14 protein-coding genes and 2 pseudogenes are annotated in these 22,329 nt (G+C 45.7%); 8 read left to right on the top strand and 8 right to left on the bottom strand.

Annotated elements, in window-relative coordinates:
- The first annotated feature begins 323 nt into the window (after positions 1–323).
- The 5 genes and pseudogenes from HFD97_RS08935 to HFD97_RS08915 all read left to right on the top strand — a co-directional run bounded on the left by HFD97_RS08935 (position 324) and on the right by HFD97_RS08915 (position 6,031).
- Positions 324–590, top strand: a complete 267-nt coding sequence (locus tag HFD97_RS08935) for a hypothetical protein (protein ID WP_167434908.1) — start codon at positions 324–326, stop codon at positions 588–590.
- A 205-nt stretch (positions 591–795) separates the two neighbouring features.
- A complete protein-coding gene (locus HFD97_RS08930) occupies positions 796–2,862 on the top strand; it encodes a bifunctional diguanylate cyclase/phosphodiesterase (RefSeq protein WP_167431850.1) in 2,067 nt (688 codons plus the stop codon).
- Between the two features lie 485 nt (positions 2,863–3,347).
- The gene (locus HFD97_RS08925) at positions 3,348–4,037 is read left to right on the top strand and encodes an OmpW family protein (protein ID WP_167431849.1); all 690 of its coding nucleotides are present in this window, start codon (positions 3,348–3,350) and stop codon (positions 4,035–4,037) included.
- Positions 4,038–4,058: 21 nt separating this feature from the next.
- On the top strand, positions 4,059–5,198 hold the full coding sequence (locus HFD97_RS08920) for a GGDEF domain-containing protein (RefSeq protein WP_167431848.1): 1,140 nt from the start codon (positions 4,059–4,061) through the stop codon (positions 5,196–5,198).
- Positions 5,199–5,839: 641 nt separating this feature from the next.
- Positions 5,840–6,031: pseudogene (locus HFD97_RS08915) on the top strand (general stress protein).
- A 478-nt stretch (positions 6,032–6,509) separates the two neighbouring features.
- Here HFD97_RS08915 and HFD97_RS08910 read toward each other — a convergent pair.
- The 4 genes from HFD97_RS08910 to HFD97_RS08895 form a co-directional block, all read right to left on the bottom strand.
- Positions 6,510–8,162: a methyl-accepting chemotaxis protein gene (locus HFD97_RS08910; protein ID WP_167431847.1), complete on the bottom strand. Its 1,653-nt coding sequence runs from the start codon at positions 8,160–8,162 to the stop codon at positions 6,510–6,512.
- A gap of 900 nt (positions 8,163–9,062) precedes the next feature.
- Positions 9,063–9,767: a PIG-L deacetylase family protein gene (locus tag HFD97_RS08905; protein ID WP_167431846.1), complete on the bottom strand. Its 705-nt coding sequence runs from the start codon at positions 9,765–9,767 to the stop codon at positions 9,063–9,065.
- 2 nt (positions 9,768–9,769) lie between these two features.
- Positions 9,770–10,363 (bottom strand): sugar transferase, encoded by a 594-nt coding sequence (locus tag HFD97_RS08900; RefSeq protein WP_167431845.1) that lies wholly within the window; start codon positions 10,361–10,363, stop codon positions 9,770–9,772.
- A 766-nt stretch (positions 10,364–11,129) separates the two neighbouring features.
- Positions 11,130–12,905: a chloride channel protein gene (locus HFD97_RS08895; RefSeq protein ID WP_167431844.1), complete on the bottom strand. Its 1,776-nt coding sequence runs from the start codon at positions 12,903–12,905 to the stop codon at positions 11,130–11,132.
- A gap of 81 nt (positions 12,906–12,986) precedes the next feature.
- Here HFD97_RS08895 and HFD97_RS08890 point away from each other — a divergent pair, with 81 nt between their 5' ends.
- From HFD97_RS08890 to HFD97_RS08880, 3 genes are all read left to right on the top strand, one after another.
- The gene (locus HFD97_RS08890; protein WP_167431843.1) at positions 12,987–13,394 is read left to right on the top strand and encodes a MarR family winged helix-turn-helix transcriptional regulator; all 408 of its coding nucleotides are present in this window, start codon (positions 12,987–12,989) and stop codon (positions 13,392–13,394) included.
- A gap of 254 nt (positions 13,395–13,648) precedes the next feature.
- Positions 13,649–14,347, top strand: a complete 699-nt coding sequence (locus HFD97_RS08885) for a hypothetical protein (RefSeq protein ID WP_167431842.1) — start codon at positions 13,649–13,651, stop codon at positions 14,345–14,347.
- Between the two features lie 148 nt (positions 14,348–14,495).
- A complete protein-coding gene (locus HFD97_RS08880) occupies positions 14,496–16,145 on the top strand; it encodes a caspase family protein (RefSeq protein ID WP_167431841.1) in 1,650 nt (549 codons plus the stop codon).
- A 414-nt stretch (positions 16,146–16,559) separates the two neighbouring features.
- On the opposite strand, the gene HFD97_RS08875 is transcribed toward HFD97_RS08880, so the two are convergent.
- From HFD97_RS08875 to HFD97_RS22480, 4 genes and pseudogenes are all read right to left on the bottom strand, one after another.
- A complete protein-coding gene (locus tag HFD97_RS08875) occupies positions 16,560–17,909 on the bottom strand; it encodes a hypothetical protein (protein WP_167431840.1) in 1,350 nt (449 codons plus the stop codon).
- A gap of 322 nt (positions 17,910–18,231) precedes the next feature.
- Entirely contained in the window at positions 18,232–20,763 is a 2,532-nt protein-coding gene (locus tag HFD97_RS08870; protein WP_244319773.1) for a S8 family peptidase, read from the bottom strand.
- Entirely contained in the window at positions 20,723–21,760 is a 1,038-nt protein-coding gene (locus HFD97_RS08865; protein ID WP_167431839.1) for an AAA family ATPase, read from the bottom strand. The genes HFD97_RS08870 and HFD97_RS08865 overlap by 41 nt, the downstream gene beginning before the upstream one ends.
- Positions 21,761–22,121: 361 nt before the next feature.
- Positions 22,122–22,223: pseudogene (locus HFD97_RS22480) on the bottom strand (DnaT-like ssDNA-binding domain-containing protein); the annotation flags it as partial.
- Between the last annotated feature and the right edge of the window lie 106 nt (positions 22,224–22,329).

Genomic DNA, 22,329 nt, shown 5'->3' with positions numbered 1-22,329 from the left:
CAGGGCATCTCACAGGTCAGCGTTGCCGTCAGCCAGATGGACGGGGTCACGCAGAACAACGCCGCGCTGGTTGAGGAATCATCTTCGGCATCGCAGTCACTGTCTGAGCAGGCGCACGCGCTGCGCGGGATGGTGGAGACCTTCAGGGTATAAGCCGGTCTGCAGGGCGGCCGCGCTGAATCCGGTACCACGACCCTCTGCTCATCTTATTTACCTGGCCGTCACGTGCTGCCAGGTAATACTGAACGACGGGCTTCGCCTGAATCCTGCAGATGACTGCAGCCAGCTAACAGGAAGATTGAAATCCGATGCATGAAAAATATATGCGTGTTACAGAAATCAAGTCACGGACGGATGCGCTGTTCACGCAGCTGAGCGAGGGTGAATACCGGTCACTGGATACCTGGGCTAACAATCTGGTTCACCTGAAGATTGCCTTTGATTCATTCACCCCCTATATGACGGCCCCCCTTTTTCTGGCCTGGATGAATCAGCACGATGCCGTCATGGTATCGGAAATCGCCATGACCGGCCGGGCGCTGATGGCCCTGCAGAACTTTTTCAGGGTGGCATCAGCAAAGCCCCGATGATGCTGCCGGTGACCGGTTTCAGGCTGCCATCCGCAGCCTGTGGCTGCCTGCTCTGAGGTCCGGTTACCCTCCGGCGCTGCTGTTGGCGAGGAGAGACGCTGTCAGGCTGAATAAAGACCCTCAGCAGTACCGTGCATGTGCCGGTAACCACTCTGCGGACCAGAACTTTTCCGGCATACATTATGAACCGTTCAGGAGCCGATACATGAAATCTGACACCCATGACCGGCTCGGCACGGCGGTCTCTGAGACGTCACTGTGCGCCATATACCTGCTCTCCTCATCCGGGGAAGTGCTGAGCTGGAACCGGGGCGCCCGGGATATCAAGGGTTGGGAAAGGCCGGAGATTACAGGACTGCACTTCTCGGTCTTCTACGATGACGATGAGCGGGCCAGGAACGTGCCGGAAGAAAATCTTGCCGCGGCCCGTGAGCACGGACGATATTCTGCAGAGGGCTGGCGCCTGCGCAGGGATGGCAGCGTCTTCAGGGCGCTTGTGGACATCGAGTTTCTTCGCCCGGCAGAAGGTGAGCAGGCTGCTTTCATCAAAATCGTGCGTGACGTATCACGTCACTATGAAGAGAGAGTCGCGCTCAGCAATGCACAGCGGGTTATAAGCCGGCGCGAGGCTGAACTGTCGGATGCCAGTCAGCTGCTGGATGAGATATTCAGCCACACCCCCTGTGCGCTGATTCTGTGTGAAGCGGGCTCGGGGAAAATTGTCCGCACAAATCAGTCTGCCATTCACTCGGCCTGGCTCAGGGCGCCTGTGCTGAGTGGCAACATCCTTAGCCGTCAGTCCGTAACGCGACCGGCGGCCCTGGACGCAATATTCAGACGCGGTCTGCACCTCTCTCCGGGCGACGGACTTGTCGAAACCTTCACTTCCGGAGAGAAGGTGCCTGAAACTGCTCTGAGGATCGCAGCAGAAAGGCTGAAAACCAGCAACGCTGGCGAATTTATTCTTTTTACGGTACTGGATATTACCGCTGAGCATCAGGCTACAGCAAGGTCGACTTATCAGGCCCTGCACGATCCGCTCACGGGCCTGCTGAACCGCCGGGGCATCATGCCGGTGCTTGACGGATTTCTGAAAGACTGTCTGCCTTTTACGCTCATGATACTCGATGTCGACCGCTTTAAACTCGTCAATGATGCACTGGGTCATGCTGCCGGTGACGCGCTGCTTACTGAAATCTCTGACCGGCTGCAGGCCGTCCTGAACACCGGCGATTTACTGGCACGAACGGGCGGCGACGAATTTGTCATTTTCCTGCCCGGTGTGATTGCTGCGGAAGCGGCGGGCGAAACAGCCCGCCGGTTTACCGGCCTGCTGTCGGAGCCGTTTACAATCGGGGACAGGAAAGTAATGTCCGGATGCAGCATCGGTATCTGTCTCAGCAATGGCGACGTGCGGCAGGCAGAAGGTATGCTTGCCGCCGCCGACATTGCGCTGTATGAGGCAAAAGCTGCAGGGCGCAACGGCTACGCGATGTTTTCCTCCCGGCTGGCAAGTGCAGCGGCAGAACGCTTCAGCCTGGAGAATGACCTGCGCAGCGCGCTGGCGAACGGTGAGTTACAGCTCTTTTACCAGCCCGTGGTTAACAGCAGCTCAGGTGTGACGGTGTCTTATGAGGCGCTAATGCGCTGGTATCATCCCGTCAGGGGCAGCGTACCGCCGTCCGTATTTATTCCTTTGGCAGAGCAGACCGGTCTTATCCATGAGGTGGGGGCTTTTGCCCTGAGGCGGGCATGTGCAGAAGTTGCCGGCTGGCCTGACAGCGAACGCATAGCCGTAAACCTTTCGCCCTGCCAGTTTCGCGAGCCCCAGCTGGCCGACATCGTCAGACACGCTTTGCAGCAGAGCGGACTTGAGCCACACCGGCTTGAGCTGGAAATTACTGAGTCGGCCCTGTTTCAACATCCGGAAGACAGCTATCGCGTCATTCATGAGTTAAAGGAAATGGGGGTGCATATAGTACTGGACGACTTTGGCACAGGTTATTCATCACTGAGCTACCTGCGTACCCGGATGTTCAGCAAAATCAAAATTGACCGGTCCTTTATCAGCGATTTAATTTCAGATGCGGGCGCAACGTCAATTGTCGGTGCCGTCCTGATGCTGTGTCGCGAGCTAGGACTGGAGGTGGTGGCGGAAGGCGTTGAAAAAGAAGAACAGGCGGAATGGCTCCGGACGTCCGGCTGTGGGCTGCTGCAGGGCTTTCTCTTTGGCCGCCCGGGGCCACACAGAAAGCAAAACCAGACGCTCTGAGGGGCTTTTGATACATGAAGGTTTTAACGTTAACCACTGTCCGGATAAAACAGGTCACCGCTTAATAAGCGCAATGCCCGAGAGAATGTTATTTTTAAAACGAAAACATAGCGAGCTCTGTTCACCCAAAGTGGTACCCGCGACCGCATTTATAATGTCTGCTTCTGTGCCAGACGCGGACGTTTACTGCATCTGCTCATGTATAACTGAATTCACTGCCAATACATGCCGACATACCGGCAATATCAGCGGCGTTATTCAGGATTCCGGACTGGAGGTAGCACCAGAGACATCCCATTCGCCGCAGAATCGCGCTGAGGGCATCTCAGGGATGCGGCCGGCATTTTAAGTAAAATTCTCTCTAAAAACCTCAATGGTAATTTACACAAATCAGTATTTTCATCTTAGACCCTAAAGAAAAAGTTTTGAACGCCGATAATAATTTTTAAATAAACTTAAATTAATTTCTTTTTTGAGGTGGGGTTATGGCCTGTCATAAAATAAAAATTAACAAACGCTTGATAAATAATAGTTCTATTGTTTATGCATTGATGGCGTGTTTTTTTTCATATAGCGCCTTCTCTTCTGCTTCAGAAAATAATTTGAGTTATAGCAAAGAAACTGCCCAAAACTGGTTAATACGGGGTATGTATATAGACATCAAACCCTTTGATAGTGAATCGCATATTTCTTCAATTGGAGGAAAGATCCAAACACCAGAAAAGAGAATTTTTGGTGTTGAAGGTGTTTATTTTTTCTCAAAAAAAATCTCGTTAGAAATTCAAGGCGGAGTATTGTCAAGAGACTATAGAGTAAAGGATTCAAAAATAGGAAGCTTTGAAATAGGAACTATAGAAAGCAATAGTGTTTCAATGACGGCACAATACCATATAAATACAGAATCAGAGTTATCACCTTATTTTGGCATAGGTATAAATCATGCCTGGGAACGTAAAGTAAAACCAGCCGAGGGCATCCCAGCATTTAAGGTTGGAAGTATCAATAGTCTCATATTGAATGCTGGAATTGATTACAGGATTTCAGAAAGCTGGTTCTTAAATATAGGTGAGAAATACATTCTAAGCCCTGAATACCAGTTTTCGGGTTATGGTTTTAATGCAAGTGTCAAAATGAATACACTGATAACAGGCGTAGGCATAGCATATCTTTTTTGAAAAACAACCTGGAATTATTTTATGATGGATATTGGAACACTTTATTTAAGCAGCGCAATGAGTCGAACAGCCATCTTATTAATATTCCTGGTTCTATTGTTGACTCAACCTAAGAGATCTTATCTATTGCACTGGATTATTGCTCTGGTGTCTTCGAGTGTAGGATCTATGTTGGGCATGATGCATGTAAATGATGCACTGCTAACCATTTCTAATGCAATAATTATTTATCCATTATTCTTCCTGAGCTTGACCGCCTCATTAAGTGGATTACGTATGTTTTATGACAGAAGAGTGTCACCCACATTTTTTATTTTATTAACCTTAGCTCCGACTTTAGTTTATTGCCTGGGGGTGGCATTTAATTTTGCATCGCGCATAAATCTTTCCGGTGTATATTTTATGGCAGCTTTAATAGTCAGCCTGATTCTTTTAGAAATATATGAAACACCGAACAAAAGAATACTGTCACAATACGTAGTTGCTTTAGCATTTTTTTGTTATCTATCAGCCCTTCTACTACCTGCAATTTTGATAGCTATAGGATTAATGCCTGCTAAACAGAACAGCAGTTCAATTACAGCAATGCTATTCGATCAGGCTGCAAGCACCCTGGTTTATTTTGGTTATATAGCCATGAATAGTGAACGTGCAAACATCGCCCTGCAAAAAATGGCAGAAACAGATCCTTTAACAGATCTCATAAACCGTAGAGGTGCTCAATTAATGCTTGACCGACTTAATTCAAGCTTCAAAAGTAATAATTCTTTTAGCATAGTTCTAGGAGATATAGATTACTTTAAAAATATTAATGACACACTAGGTCACAAAGCCGGGGACATTGTGCTTATCGGTGTAGCTGACATCTTGAAATTCAATCTCCGAAAACATGATAAAGCTGTAAGATGGGGAGGGGAAGAGTTTCTGATTATTTTACCGGAAACAAACCACGAGGATGCTTTACAACTTGCCGAAAGGATTCGCATGAATATTGAAGAAAATTTATTTTTATATAGCGATGAAGTTGTAAAGGTAACAATGAGCTTTGGCGTTGCATCAAACACTCCTGATGAAAATAGCTATGAACATATGATAGCGCGCGCTGATCAGGGATTGTACCATGCCAAAAAAACAGGAAGAAATCGTGTCTGCAGCCTTTAAAATAAACTTTATACTTAATATATAACATACATCACAGTAAAAATAGTAAGCATTAATGTGTATATCTCCCAATTTCATATAGTGAAATCCGTGTATTTCATCTTTGTTGATGCTCACAATTTTTATTCATTCCCAAAGGAATAAGTCAGACCAATTCTCGTGCAGCTGGTTCGGCTGAGGTTAAGTCCGAAATAGTCAGCGAAGTTGTATTCGGTTTTAAAAGTAAAGGATGTACAAAGATTATGTCATTCGTCGCAAGTGATAAAGCGTGATCGTTCGCCTCCTTCCATGATTTCCCATGCACAATAACTCTGGCACTCTCTATCTCAATAAGCTGCTTTGCTCTTCAAGAAGTGCTTTACGGCACAACGACAGTGATCGGCAGCCCCAGTTTGCGGACGCAATGTGCCACTGCTATGCCTGCATTGCCGCCAGATGAATTGACAAATGCTGCCGGGAGGATGTTGATAAAAATTTCAGTAATAATGATGAGTTACGACCTTTTGCAGCTTATGATTTCACATATGAATCAGCCAAAATTTACCGTCTCGGGCTCATGAGATAAGTTTCAATCGTCGCAGAGTTTGAACACTGCCTGCTATTGTTAAAGCCTGACTACCCAAACGGCGAAGGTAAGCTTTATGATTAGGAAAAAATTGCAAGGCGGTGCTGGAAACTTAGCAGCAGATCAGAATCGCGCCGCTGAAGCAGGACGCTAAGGTGGGAAGGCAAGCGGTAGAAATTTCAAAAATAATCCTGATAGAGCGGTCGAGGCAGGTCGGAAAGGAGGGATAATAAGCCGTCGGCGTAAATCACAAAATGTTGATAGCTGAATACAGCTTTCACATATTGTAATAGTCAAATTTATCCCCCCAGGTTAATTCAAGGTGACAATGTCGACTTTAATCGAAAAGAGGAGAATGGTTAATTTACCTGAAGCTTGATACGGCTGGAAAAAAACCGCCCGAAGGCGGTTTATTACTATTTGCGTGGTTTACCAGCATCCGAGCGTTTTTCTCTTACTCTACCATCATTGTTACGATCACGGGGCTGTGTACCACCGCCGGGTTTAGGAACAACTACGCCTGGATTGAGTGGTCTTCTGTCCGCCATTTTTCTTTCCTGATAGAATGGCAAAGTTGCCATCTATTTTGATACGCCTGGATTTGAGACCTTTCAATCCTGATGGAATGATATATTGAGCGCCATCAAGTTTTCCTGCAATTGACTACTGACGGTAAGTACTCCTCGCGTCATGCTGCATATAGCCTTCTTAAGCGCACCGTGCCAAAAATGAGCACAGTGCAGCCATCAGAAATGCGTCCAATTATCGTTACCCGTTTCCTCCGGGGCTTTTACCGCCGCTGAATGGACTTCCGGTCGGGCATTAGCAGCATGCCTCTGAACAGCAGCAGGTCTGGCCTGATTGCCTAAGCGGAACACAGACACTGCCTGAAGGAGCAACGCGGCCTGCTCACTGAGGCTTGAAGCGGCGGACGCCGACTCTTCAACCAGTGCGGCATTTTGCTGAGTGGTCGTATCCATTTCTGTGACAGCAATGCCTACCTGTTCAATTCCTCGGGCCTGTTCGGCACTGGCAGAGTTGATTTCTTCTACAGTATCAGTCAATTTCCCGACCGCTGAAAGAATACCGGACATGGTTTCAGACGCATTAACGACAAGTTCATTACCCTGCCCGACGGTTGTTGCATTGGCCGCAATAAGCTGACGAATCTCCCCGGCAGCCGCAGCACTGCGCTGTGCCAGTGAGCGGACTTCGCTTGCCACCACGGCAAACCCCCTGCCATGTTCACCGGCACGCGCCGCTTCCACAGCGGCATTCAGCGCAAGGATGTTGGTCTGGAAAGCTATACCGTCGATAACAGCTGTAATTTCACCAATGCGCCCGGAGCTTTCGCTGATTGATTTCATCGTGCCAGTGATGGCCACTGTCGCCTCACTGCCTTTATTAGCGACATCACGGACACTAACTGCCAGCTGGCCTGCCTGACGGGCGTTATCAGCGTTATTTTTAACAGTCATCCCGAGTTGCGTCATGGTTGCAGCTGTCTGCTCAAGTGCACTGGCCTGCTCTTCAGTACGCTGCGAGAGGTCTGCATTACCCTGCGCAATCTGAGTGCTGGCTGATGCGACATTTTCGGCATTGCTTCTCACCAGACTGACGGTGTTTATCAGTGAGTCCTGCATCTCACCGATAGCTAATAGCAGTTTACCGGTTTCGTCACGATGGTCAGTATGGACCCTGTTACTGAGGTCACCACGGGACACGCGGTGTGCTGCCTTCACGGCATCCTGGAGGGGTCGAGTTATGCTCCGTGTGATAATCCTGGCAGATAGCGCTGCCAGGATAAGAGCCACTGCGCCGGCAGTGGTCAATATCATCAGGGCACCGGCTCGGTCATCGCGCGCCTGTGCTGCGGCTGAATGCATACGCGCTTCCTGAAAGGTCTGCATTTCTTTCAGGGAAGCCATATAGTCGCCCTGAGCCTGATAACGGGGGCCGAAAAGAAGTTGTGTGGCCTCAACACTTTTGTCCTGTTGCGATAGCATCACCACCTCATCAATAAAAGGCAGGAAGAGAGCAGCGCGCGAATTAAGGCGTGCAAAAATCTCTTGTCCCTGAGGCGTGTTTACCTGACTGGCTATAAGATTGATAAGACTATCTACCTCGTGTCTTTCGCCACGGTAATCACTGATGGCTTTTTCTCTTTGTGTGGGGTCGCTGAGTAGAATCGCATTACGGGCGAGGCGGCTCATGTCTGACGTGTAGTACCGGAGTGAAAGTGATGATGAGGCTTTTGTATACAGACTGCCGGATATTTCGTCGTTGGCTCTTCCAAGTGAATCTATTTTTACGATGCCGATGAGCACCATAAATATGACAAGGAGCGCCATAAAGCCGAAAGCAGCGCCGAGACGGATTCCTATTCTGATGTTATTCATAATGATTCCACGGTGTAAGGCACCAGCATTAAGGTATGGCGCTGATGCAAAGGAGTTCTCCTGCTAACAGGAGGTAAGTGGTATGAAGCACCGCAAAATGAGACTGCGGAATCATCTTTATCGGCAAAGCTGAGTAATTGTTCACACTGGCCGCATCCCTGGAAACGTTGACCGCAGAATTCAGGGACATTGAGCGTGATGAAGCATACTTAAATAAGTGTGCAAAGAGATTATGAAAGCAGACATATGTCCTGGTGAGTGCGTAACGGAAATCACGACATTTTCTGTGGGAACTCACTGGTTGCCAGGCTTGCATAATCGTCCGCGAACCTGAGTTATATTACGCCGACAGGCTGCGTTCTGACTCCGGAGTCTCCCGCCGTCATAGTCGACGGGCTCCGGCAGAAGGAGTGCGCAGGATTTATGAAAAAGCACTGTCTCACTCTGAAGCCCAATAACCCGAACTGCTTTTCCGGAAATTTATGTCACGAGTCCCTGCAGAAACCTTATGGGGCAGAAAGGAGAACACAAAAGCTATGCATGAATTATGTAGCTATTGCGGCAGACAACTATAACCAGGCAATTGAATATTGCACCTGCAAGCTGGTTTTAGGCTTATAAAAGACCTGCCGCAGCCTGTTAAACGCTGGGATTAGTATCAGGACAAGAAAAATTAAAGCTCTGGGGTCAGGTCATCAATGTGTAATCGGCCCTAATACAAAGTTCGTTTTTCGCTCCAGGCAGGTGTATATCATTTACCACTTCTGCGTACCACCTGACTGAGTGATAACCTGAACGTATCAGCCGCTGACTCCTGGCAACAGAGTCCTTTAACGGATTTTGACGGTCCTCAAAGCTCGTTAATCCGGCCTGAAGCACAGGTTCCTACCAGGCCTGATGCTAATCAATCCGGCCACGCATGAGGTAAATCATCTCTGCATAATCATAACCGGCCTCGAGGCCGCGGAATGAAGCCAGCCTTTTAACTCCGTCAATCGATATCAGGGCATTATCAGCCGCGGACATCTGCGACTGGTGCTGTTGCAGCATGGAAATTTTTGCGGAGAGATGACGGCTAATGTTGATATAAATCGCACCGCGCGAACTGTCCCAGGAAGAGGAATGTCCCCAGCCTGCCGGTGGATATTCATAAGCAGCTATCAGCCGTAGCGGATTGCCAGGCTTTGTCGGACGGGTGGCGGCCACGCAGCATTGGTAAACCCACTGGTGCTCCTGATGAAAAGATGGAACCGGCATCATTATCAGCTCGGGCTTTATCTCATCTATCAGCTTATCCAGCTGGCTTATGCACACAGACTGACTGGATGAGGCAAGATCGAAGGTTTCCCCTTCCCTGACAAAATTCAGAACTGAATACTGTGCCCCTGCACTCTCCATAGCTGCGGCAAGCTCCTGATGACGCTGAGAGGCGGAAACATAGCATTTACCGCGCAGGTGGTTTTCACCTTTGAGTACCACCACGGCAATATGGACCTCAATACCAGCCTCGGTTGCCCGGGCAATACTGCCACCCAGTCCAAGCTCGGCATCATCGGCATGGGGACTGATGATGAGCCAGCGCTGGCAGGAAAAAAGTTTGTCCATGCTCAGTTAACCCCCTTCATGCCCGCAACCACGCTAAAGGTCTTCACGAAAATGAACATGTCCATGCGTGCTTTACGACGACGGCTGTAATAGCGATCTATTGCAACACGGCGCTGATAAGGCAGATCGTCACGTCCTGATACCTGCCAGAGGCCGGTGATCCCGGGCTTTACCGAGCAGTAGTGGCGATAGCTACGGCCGTACTTATCTTTTTCGTAGGCGGCGATGGGCCGTGGACCGATAACGGACATGTCGCCCAAAAGTACATTAATAAACTGCGGTAACTCATCAATGCTGGTTTTACGGATGAAAGCACCAAAACGGGTTACTCGAGGGTCATTTTTTACCACGCTATAAAGCTGCAGCTCATGACGGATACGCAGCTGTTCACTTTCGGGAACCTTATCCATTGGCAGCATTGATGTAAATTTGATGCAATGAAATACTTGTCCGTTCTGGCCCATTCTGTGATGACGGAACAAGGGGTTCATTCCTGTCAGGAACAAAATCAGTCCGGTGACCAGCATTACTGGCATAAGAAGTAAAAGGCAGAAGGAGGCAACAAAAATATCGAAAAAACGCTTTTTACCCGTCATAAGGTCTCTTTAATAACAGGGTTTCCATAAAAGATGAAAACATATTGTAATGTTGAGACACAGATTGAAATTAAAAATAATGTATGTAAAGAAGTTAGTAAGGCCTAAACCGGCCTTAACTTAAATTAATGTTAATATTCAGTCGCTTAAATGAAATTTAAGCGATAATTTTCAGAGTTTACTCAGATGAGTTTTACAGCAGAACTTGCAATAACTTACTGTTTGGAAACAAGTTACGGGAATCCCACAGGGATTGGTCTTCAGGATCGATTTACGCTGAGCAAACGGATCAGAATATCAGGTCAATCACAACAACGCGGTACATGAAGTAAAATAAAAAAGTGCACAGATACGATGATGCCCGTGAAAATGTCCTATAGTCGGCATTCCGGATATGAAAGAAATTTGCGTGAATGCAGGCTGGCAGCAGGTACATTGGCGCTTTGTTATGTTCATCTCAATCTAACCTCTGCGATTGTCAATGAAACTGGAATGTACTTGACGAATCTGAAGGTAGTTATTATGAGCACGTCCCCGACAAAGTTACTATGGACTATGGGGAACCCGTCAGTTCCTGCATATACATGTTAAAAAAATAATGGCCTTAAGCCCGCTGACGTGCGGGTTGGCTTTTTTAGAACAATCATACTTAAGGTAAGCTTTTCGCTCATAGCAGACTGTAAGCCAGCTGCAGAGACCCCTCAGACGTTACCATATTCCCCCAGCACTCAGCCGGGGAAACATGAAACAGTTAGATAAAGTACAGTTACTCTGATTTGCGTAATCGCAGATATTTCATCTTGTGACTTTCTGCCTTTTTTGACAGATAACGCACACGGAAAATGTCATGCCGCGTAATTACCCCTTTTACCTGCCCTGACCCGGCCTCAGTTACCACCACCATACCCGTTTCTTCATTGAAGAGATGGTCTGCGATGTCACTGCATAAGGTATCAGCATGAGCGCTGATTTGAGGTTCCTCGCCAATTAACTCCTGCAAAGTCATGTCGCTGGCATGCTGTTGCAACTGCCAATGAATCATCTCTTTGCGCGAAACCACCGCAATAAACTGGCCCTGCGCATTCACTACCGGATAATGATGATGCGCGTGCAAATCGCTCATCAAAGCAATCACCTGATGCAATGGCATAGAATCGGGTAAAGTCGCGGGCGCGGCGGTCATAATTTGTTGTGCTTTAGTGGTTTCCAGCGTGTCGGTGGCAAACTCCTGCACAATATGGTGCCCCCGGCGCGCCAGACGTTCGGTAAAGATTGAGCGTGGCATCATTAATACGCTCAGCGCATAAGACGCCACGGCTGCACCTAATGCCACAGGCATCAGCTCAAAACGGCCTGTCACTTCCACAGCAAAGAGCGTTCCTGTCAACGGTGCACGCATAGCACCGCTGAGAATCCCGGACATGCCTGCCATCACCAGCATGCCACCGTAGCCGGGCAGCAGATGTGCCGCCACTGCACCGATTGCGCCACCAATGATCAGCAGCGGTGCCACCACCCCGCCAGAGGTGCCCGACCCAAGAGCTACCAGCCAGACGATACTTTTTACCAGCAGCAGTGAAATGATGATGTTGACTGCAAGCGAACCATCTAACAGGTTTTGTATACTGGCATACCCTGCGCCCAGCACCCGTGGCTGAATGATGCCCCCTACGCCTACAATGACTGACCCCAGCGCGGGCCACCACATCCAGTGGACTGGTAGCTGATGAAACCACTCTTCCAGCCGGTACAGGCTTTTTGATAATGCCACGGCGACCACGCCCGTCAGAGCGCCAATACCGATCGCCGCAAAAAGTTGCATTGGCTGCAGATGAAATTCCGTCTGTAAAGGGAATATGGCACCCGTGCCAATCAGCGCATTGCGCCAGCACCAGGACACTAATACTGCACTGACCACGGGAATAAAACTGCGTGGCTTCCACTCGAATAAAAGAACCTCAAGTGCCAGCATTACCGCCGCGAGCGGCGCGTTAAAGATAGCGGTCATGCCCGCCGCCGCGCCTGCCACAAGCAGGGTTTTACGTTCGGCTGCGCTAAGATGAAATAACTGAGCAAACAAAGAACCGATTGCACCGCCGGTCATGATGATCGGCCCTTCTGCCCCAAACGGGCCGCCACTGCCAATCGACACGGCCGATGAGAGCGGTTTGAGCACTGCCACTTTGGGTGACATCCGGCTTTCGCTGTAGAGAATGGCCTCAATGGCTTCCGGTATGCCGTGACCGCGAATTTTTTCCGAACCAAAACGCGCCATAACACCAATAATCAGGCTGCCCAGCACGGGAGCCGCAACAATGTGTACCGCGTCAGCGTTACCCGGCATCAGGTGCTCAGTAAATGAAAACTGATGGTACCAGAACAGATTGGTCATCAGGGCGATCAGATGCATCAGCACAATTGCACCGAACGCGCCACCCGATCCTATGAGAAGGCCCATCAGCGCGAGTATAATCACGCGCTTTGTTACAGAGTGGTCAGAAAGTTTAGGGCGATGTGGGGAATCGGATAACGTGTCTCGCATCAAATTGCTCCGCTTTACAATGTTAAAACACGCAATTTACATCGCAATACGATACAAATTCAATGAAGGAAGGTTTTCAACATGTCACAAGCGAAGATGAAAGATGTCGATTACGCCCTTCTCGCGAATTTCCGCGCCACATTACGTGCCTTTACGGCTTTCAGTGAAGCGAAGGCACGTAGCATGGGGTTGACGCCGCAGCAGCATCAGGCCCTGCTGACAATACGCGGGACAGCTACAGGCAACGCCACAGTGGGTTATGTAGCAGAACGTCTGATGTTAAAACCGCATAGTGCTTCGGGCTTACTGAGCCGCTTAGAAGAGGCAGGGCTGGTAATACGCGAGCAGGATAAAACCGACCAGCGCAAAACCTTTTTGCGATTAACGGAGGAAGCGGAGCAACTGCTTGAGTCGCTCTCACGAGCCCACCTGGAAGAGTTGAGCAACCTAAAACCGATGTTAATCTCGATGATAAATCAGTTCTGCTGACCTGCTCCCTGCTGACTGATGCATGGCCGGGTTCACAAGCTTTAACCTGCTTAGTAAAAAATGAGAATTTCAGTTTGCTCAGAAAGCGCCTTGCGCACGGTCAGGCCGCTTTGTGCCAAAGCGGAAATTCGCCTACATCTCTTCATCTCATGTACATTGATGAAGGTATAACTGAAAAGCATAGATTGTTTTTATTAATCAATTTGATAAAATACAACCAGCTCGCAATAATAAATAACAACAAGGAATGCATTTTGATAATTGAAATACTTCAAGACTCGGCAGCGACATTCATTAAAAATGATTGCGTAAAAGGCGTTTATACTGAAGAGTTTGAAACATGCTCAATAATTATATTTGAAAGCCTAAATAAGCTACTGATTATCCATGATAGCGCTCAACTTGATTTGGCTGATATTGTTAAAGAAACGAAAAAAATCGGCAAAATAATTAAAGTCAGTCAAATCACCAATTCAAATTATATGCTTGCATCAGAAGAAAACCTTTATTACGCAAATTTTGGCGTAGAAAAGGGTGAGTATTATCGTTCTCAACAATCCCAAAAACACATATCTCGGCTAACAAAAGTCATAAAAAAATTAAACATCAAAATTACTCCATCTTATATCAAAACAAAAAACTCTAAACTGATAATTTCTTCCAAGAACATCCTTAATGATAACGATGCATATATCAACAGTCTAATGCCAACATTAAAGCCTCTACCTGAAAAAGAAAAAAGAAAAGCAATAATCCAACTCAATAATATTTTTTTAGCACCAAACTCGCAAAAACTACCTCTTGATCTTGAATTTAACATCAATGAATATACATCTCCACCAGCATTACTAAAAGGCCGTGACGAGATGAAAGATATATCATCAAGGATGCAGATAGAAGGAGATAATGATTATTGCAACCTACTTGATAAATGGTCTCCATTCTTATTTTAACAGCAAATTTACTGAGTGTTGAGGTATGCACTAGTGAACACTATGAGGTACATTGATTGCATTCATAAATACTGATATGAAAGCAGCTTGCTAATTGCTCCCTCTTGATATTATTAAGGAGCACAAAACCTAAATAAAAGGATATAGAATGAGAAAAGCATTAATTATAGGAAATGGAGAATACGATTATCCAGCAGACAAACTCAGCAATCCAATTAATGATGCAAGTTTGATGAGTGAAGTATTAGGCTTTAAAGGATTTCAAGTACAGACTCATTATAATTTGATCAACTCAGACATGTCCTCTTATTTTCTTTCTTTTTGTAATACCATCAACGAAGGTGATGATGTTGTTTTTTACTTTGCAGGACATGGCGTAGAATTTCGTGATATTAACTACCTACTTTCTGTTGATTTTAGATTATTAGATGTGACAAATTCCATTTCACTTGACAGCATTCAAAATCTTCTTTTCGATAAAAATAAAAGCGGCCTCAAGTTGATCATAATTGATGCATGCAGGAACAACCCAGGTTTATTTGAAGCCCCACCCGCACAAAATTTAAAAGCAAACAACAATGTATTAATAGCATATTCGACGTCATCAGGAAACACTGCAAAAGACGGGCGAAATGGTAATAGCTTATATACTAAATTGTTAGCTGAAAATATAAAGAATTATAATCAAACCTTAAGTTCCATATTCTCTAAAACGAGAGAGGGAGTTATTTTAAAAACAAATTTCTCACAAATACCGTGGGAGTATAGTTCTTTGCTGGAAAGCAAACTATTTTCTTTTGATAACATAAAACCCCCGATTAATTTAGCACGAATAATACAAAACTCAGCCTCTCAAACGTATGCAATGAAATACTTTGATGATATTTTCATTGTGGCTGGTAAATCAAAAAATTTAAGTATTTTCGGTGCATCAAGCTCAGCAGCAAAAAGTAAAACTCTCAAATTTGATAGATATTTTAGTACAATTGAATCTATTGACTTCAACCATAACTATCTAGTTCTGGTAACTGACAGTGATATTTTCTATCTTTTTGATACTGACTTTAATAAGGTCAACGAAGTTAAGATTAACCACTCGTTATTTACAACGCTAATCAACGACTATAATGTTACATTTTTTGCTGGAAACAGTCATATCATACATACACTTGATATTAATTCTGGCATTATGGGTGCTCTTGATATTAAAGAAGAGGTTATAAGACAGGTTTATACTGATGAGGATATGGTTGGATTTATTTGTAATGAATTAACAATAATGAGCATGTCTTGCCAAACAGTTAATCGTAACATATTAGCATTCGGAGGGAGCAATAGTATTTTTTGTGTTAAAAACTTAGAGGACAATACATATCTATTTATTAACACTGATAGAGATCTTTTCTCTTACACATATTCGATATCCTTTTCAAGTGACGGAAAGTTTATAGCAACAGGACATGAAGGCGGTAAATGCATTTTATGGAACGCTGAAAACTATGAAGTTGCAAACATTTTCAATACAAATGAAAACATCGCGAAGAACCATTTTTTTGAGTCTACAGATGAGAGTCATAGCAACCACATACATTGTGTAAGATTTTCTCCAGACTCAAAATACCTCGCCATTTCAACTTCAGAAAGCTCTGTAATATTTTACGATACATCCTATTTTAAAATCATTAATACAATCAATCTTAATATTGAACCATTCTCCATATACGGCATGGAATTTAATAACAAAGGTGATTCACTGGTAGTATCAATGAAAGAAAAAAGCTATATATTCCGTCAATAATAGATATAACCTGATATATTGAACAGCACATCTTTGGATGTTTACAGCTAAAATTTGAATTACATATGGCATTGACATTTATTTTAGGAGAGATACCGACCGTAAACTTCCCCCTTCTCGCTCAAAGCGGGTATTGGCCTGAACAATGTCCGTTAAGTGCCTAAAGCGGTCGCCAGTGTGCAATAAACTCTCCAAATGCTGATGGTTCTTTTGCAGGGATACTTACACTCTTCAATGAAGAAATAGGGTCATACGCACGAAAAGCCAGCGCATCAAAATTCAATCCTCTGCGTTAGCTCATCGGCTATGGGAGGTATATATAGGTTTGGGTTTGATGTGAATGGCTTTGATACTATGTGACTAAAGCGGAAAAGACCGGATTAGTCACTTATTATTTATGAGTAGTGCCACAACTTATTCCGTCTTACATATCATAGTAGTCGATTGGAGAATGTAATTTATAGGAATGAACTCCTCAAAGCGCTCGTCCTTTTGAAATACATGAACTACATTTGGGAATAATTTATAGTCTACAGGGTGTATAGCGTTTGGATTATGGTACATGTATATGGCTGTGCACCATGGTTCTTGATATTCAGGGTCACTTACATCGGCTGAAAATGGATGTGGGACTGCATCCTGATCCGTTTTAACACCACTGACGTACATCTTGAATCCACTCGCCTCCACACCTGCAAGAATTCCCATCCGGTTGAACTTAGGTATAGTTGCTTGAGTAGTAAGTAAAACGGCTGAAACATAATTATTCTGTTCTGAGCCAAAAAAATTCGATTTGATACTTCTATTTTCGTCTGCATGTCTTTCAATAGAAATGCCTGACTCAATGTCAATCCCGTACAAATAGCTATGCAAAGCTTGGCTTGAGAAGGCCATAGACATTCTTTTAGAATAATCCTGCATTGCTATTATAAATGGTTTGTTTTTTGTATGGCTAAGTTGCCAGTAATGAAGTTTCTCTGGCTCAGGGCAATGCCTAACTTTTTTTAACAAACTTCTTGCAAACTTAAAAGGCATGACTTTTAAAACATGTTTTCTTAATTCATTCATCTGCTCATTATTAATGATTTTCCTTTCAAGAGGGGCTTCTTCTTCCGCAATGCTTACAGCTTCTACAGCAATTTCCACACCAAATTTAGATAGTAGAAAGTCTGGTTGGTTATATTCTCTATTCATTTCAAAGTCGAGTTCGTAAAATACAGCATTCAAATACAATTCAAATAGCCTTGAATTAAATGCGTCGCTATGAAAATCTCTGATAAAAATTCCATCAGGATCTTTGAACCAGTAAGCTAGTTCCTCAAGCACAATATAAGCAGGATAATGAAGAGGATCTTCGAGGAGCATTTTAATATAAATGTTTCTTTTTTTCTCTGGAACTTTACTCAAAAATAATGAAAAAGGTTTGGTTGATTCGTCACCTTGCATGAATGTACCGTTCTGGTGCTGAGCCAGCATTTTTGGTACACAATCGTTCAAATCATCAAGCAAGGTATCCATTGAATCAAATGAAGCTAAGACGTTTATTGCTCTGAACTTTTTATCTAAATCTCTACCCAATACTATTGCATTGAAATCCTTATCAATATTGCATTTAATCATCGTAGATAATAATGTCACCCCATCTTTTTCGCATTTAAACCAGCGTATTTCCTCAGAGAATGTCTTAAGATAAGGTGAGCGACCATAAAAGTAAATATCAAATTGTTCTTTACTGATTTCGCTGAATTTTAATCCTGTATTCATAGCAATTCCTTTTCAATAAATAGTTAGGCAGAACCGTATAATCCACATTACCCACCATCGTGCAGACTCGTCGTTCTACGATGCGGTTATGGGCAGGCTTCTTACGCCATTTTTGAACTCAACATGCCAGTTTCAGATCTCACCCTACTGCATAGCCTAAGGATCTGACTCAGTCTTTTTTTAGTGGGCGTAAGCAGCCTAGCGTCGCCATTTTAAAAAAAAATGGTAAGAGCGCTTGCTTCTTCTTAATAGATGAAACCAAGGATAAAAATAAAATAATTTGAGCCACACTCACTAAGAACACGCATGTAAATACTGCAAATTAAGATGTTATCTCAATATTGTTCTCTACTAACGCCTCTGCCTTGACTCGGGTCGGTGTCAGCAGATCTATATGAGTATTAGGTGTATGAATAGAGACGATAATACTATAGCGGGCCTCAGAATTATATCGTTCCAGCGCTTGACGAGTTTTCCACCATCCCTGTCCCGGTAGAACAGCTAAATAGCCACAGTTAGCTAGTTCAGCCGCAGTGCCGCGCCAGATATCCTGATGCAAAGAGCCTTTATGACGGTAACGTGAGCCAAGTTGCCAGTTGCTATCGCTTCCAGAGACGGCGGAAATACCGTCTTCGGTCTCAGCCGCTGCATTAATGCGCATTCTAAATTCATCTAACTGCTCGGTTGGACGCTTCATAGCAAAACGAAGACGGTGCGATGGGTAGTAGAATTTGGAAGCTGAACCTCGTGCTGATGGATTTGGCTCAATGAAATACGACAATGTTACGCGCATTTCCACCGGCATGTCCTGCAAAGCCAATAGCTCATCCTGTGGCCAAGGCAGTGCATGCAGATTCATCTCCCGAGTTCTAATCCCTTTAGACGTACGGTGATAAGGGAATAGTTTGCTCTCCTCAATCAACGCGAGACTGTTATTTTTGCTCCAGATTGCGAGTTCAAGATCGGGGACACCCCATCCACAGTGCCGGATTAATTTAGCATACCCTGCCTGATTGACAGGTGGGTACATCTTAATCATCTGGTCAGTCCATCTAGCTGAATGTGTTATCAGCCCACGTATAGTTTCTGGTCGTAGGTTCGGAAACTGCGCCATCAGTTGTGCTGCCATTCTTGCTGCCAGCGCAGATGCCGCACTTGTTGCGTTGGTGGTTGCGAAAAGGCGGCGATGATGGAAAGCATTGGTTGTCAATAACTCTAAGCATGCAAAATTATCTGCGAATTCACCATTTGATGCAGCGTTGCCGCCTTCAAAGACTACGTCCGGTTTCATGGGCCATACACTTTCCCACATAGTAGAAGTTGAGGTGAAGGGACTTAGTCCGCCTATCGGGGCTAGCGGTTGAAAATCAGCTTCATCGATTGTGCATTTATAGGTGCAGGCTCCAACCGTGAGTGCATTCCACGCTTGCCCAGGGTCATGGATTTGGTTGACCGAAAGGCTGGAAGGATAAGTCAGCCAATGACCGCGATCAAAAATGTTGCCTGCTGAAAGAACGAAAAGACGTGGAAAAGGCTGCTCAGATCCAGAATCTGCAGCTAGCGAGTCGACCATTGCAGACCATGCAGAAGGACGGCCAAAATCACGATAGTCCGTGGCTGTAACAGCGGAGCTGAATACCCTGCGCCGATTACTAAGAATTTCAGGGCGTGTAACTGCTTCGCTGAAGAGATAGGCGTGCTCATGCGCGCCACCAATGCCGTCATTTCCCTGCATGCTCGCGAGTTTGACAGACTCTAGTCGATGAGTAATGGCGAGTGTTTCGTGTTCAGTCAATGCATGGAACATATCGCCATATAAGGCAATACCGGCAAGTCCAGTACCATGATTATCGCGATCGTCTGTCCCCCATGCTTCATTTACCGTATGAACATCATTTTCATGGACCAGCTGCGAGAGCAGTGGATGTGCACGGTTGAGTCCAGAATCAAGCAAACATACATAGGGTACATCCGGATATTCTGGCAACTCAATACGTGCCAGCGCGTCATCAGCCCAGAGGTGCTGCTCGGTTAGCGTGGATCCAGTAAAGAACTCCGCGGTATCTTTTGCCCGGCGAAGTTCAGCCACACAGTTAAGAAGAAGCGCCGATTGTGAGAAAGCATGCTGAGAACCGTACATCCACGTTACTGTCCGCTCTGGAAATTCAACTGTATGCTCACTAGCACTGCACTGGCATGCGATAACTACGTTATGAAAATCGGCAAGAACCGCCGCACGGTTTCCGCGTACTGGTAACCATACTTCCCACCAGAACGCCTCTTCGACATCCTCCGGTAAAAGATTAGGCTTGTCTGTCCAGAGAGATTGAATAGTTGAGAGTCGGATCGCTGATAACGTATTTATCAATGCTCTTCTATCTAGAGAAACATTATCGGCCCGACGCCTATTGGTCAGATAATCATTTAGGTAGTTTTCAAAATGAACGATTTTCCCATCGGGAATGAATACATTCGCTGAAGTTATATTTTCATTTATATGCAGGCTCAAAAGCTCGATACGCTTCGCTTGATCGCGGCCCTTTTCTGAACTTAGGCTTTCAAATGCTAACGCAACGTCAGGTTGACCAACAAACTCAACTTGGATACCAACACCACTCTGAAGTCCTGCGGCATTTTGAATTGTTTTCGCCTGAGTTGCGAAAGACTTTATTTGCTGCAAATGGCCCATCAGCATGTTGCCGTGCTGATGGCGTTCTCTTTCAGGAACGAGAGGCGATGAAATCCCCCCCATTGGCGGTGTAGTGAAGGGTTCTTGATTAGATGTGTTGGGAAGAATAATGTGGCGCTGTCGATTAGCGGCTGGTTCCGTCATGATTTGCTTTGTATTTTCCATTATTTGACAGCGTCAGGCTGACCTGATGACGTTCTTCCAGTGCACGTTTGAGCAGCGCAAGATCCACACTCTGTTTATCACTCATCAGCGCCTCTTTCATTGACTCATCGGCCGCACGGCAAATTTCAGCGTAGCTGAGTCCAATAAGTAATGTATCCAGCCCGCTTTTTCTAAAAGGTTTAGGGATAAAAGATCCTAGACGAGCGCGCAATAACTCAATCGCTTGTTCTGGCGTAGGTAGATGATATTCAATAACGTCATCAAAACGCCGAAATAAAGCATAATCAAGAATTTCAGGATGGTTCGTCGCAGCAACAATAACACTGTTAGAATTGTCCTGCTCAATCATCTGCAGGAAACTGTTAAGCACGCGCCGAATTTCACCGACGTCGTTGGCTAGGCCACGCTGTGAGCCAATAGCATCAAATTCATCGAAGAAATAGACACCACGTATATCAGCCATCGCATCAAAAACCTGACGAAGCTTTGCTGCTGTCTCACCCATAAATTTGGTGATTAAAGCGTCAAATCGTACCTGGAAAAGCGGTACAGCTAGCTCGCCCGCAAGAGCGGAAGCGGTTAAGGTTTTTCCAGTACCGGGGGGACCCACAAGTAAAACTTTACGGCGGGGTGAAAGACCATGTTCACGTATGCGCGTCATCATGCGCTGTTCACGTACGAGTCGATTTAGTTGCGTTTCAGCTGAATCACTTAGCACCATATCGGAGATGCAGTTGTTCGGTTCACTGACGCTTAACAGGTTACCCAGCTCAGTGCGGGATTTTGCTGCATTAGAAAATGGGACGAGTTTTCCGCCCTTATCAGCGGCAAGCTTAGCCTTACCTTTATCAAGCATGCTTAAGAGTTCTTCCGCAAGACGGCCATGACCTTGCTTGGCTTCGTGCGCAGCAACCTGCATAGCCACTGAATAAAAGTGACCATCATCGCGACTTATGTGCGATTTGATAAGCGCTTTAAGTTGGTCTGCACTTGCCACGTTGTTGATCCTATCTCGATGCAAAAATATGGCAAGATGCCATGTTCAGTTTAGCAATGAAGCGGATCTTGGTAAACGATATTCATTGAGAGCACGTTAACAACATATGCAACTTTGCTGATTGCATATAGACAATAAACACTTCATATGTAGCTAACAGAAATGTCAATGACTCTATATCAAAATCACAACCTCACTCAAATCTATCTAAATCTCGTCACAATCTTTAAACGAGCATCCTAATCAAGCTCACAGAGGACTTAATTCAATGCTGTTCGATACCTTACCCGCCCCTGAATCCCTCTGGGATCGTGTAGTCCATGCCAGAAGAGGCCTTGAGTTCACGTCGCGGACGATGACGTTAAGGCGCGCGCTGTCGCTTGTATTTCAGGGAGCGCGCCAGTTTCATTTCCCACTGAATCTGGTTGTAAGCCGCGCCATCAGCCTCCCAGTAAGTCAAAAAATCCGCAGCCTGGCCGGGTCTGGAGGGCCTGAGAGCTCAATGCCGATTTTGCTTGCCGTTCCGCGCAGGCCCGACGACCGTCGCCAGCCCGCGAACATCACAAATT

This window comes from Pantoea sp. EKM103V (assembly GCF_011800365.1).
GTDB classification, from domain to species: domain Bacteria; phylum Pseudomonadota; class Gammaproteobacteria; order Enterobacterales; family Enterobacteriaceae; genus Pantoea; species Pantoea anthophila.
This window is presented reverse-complemented; position numbering and strand designations above follow the sequence as displayed.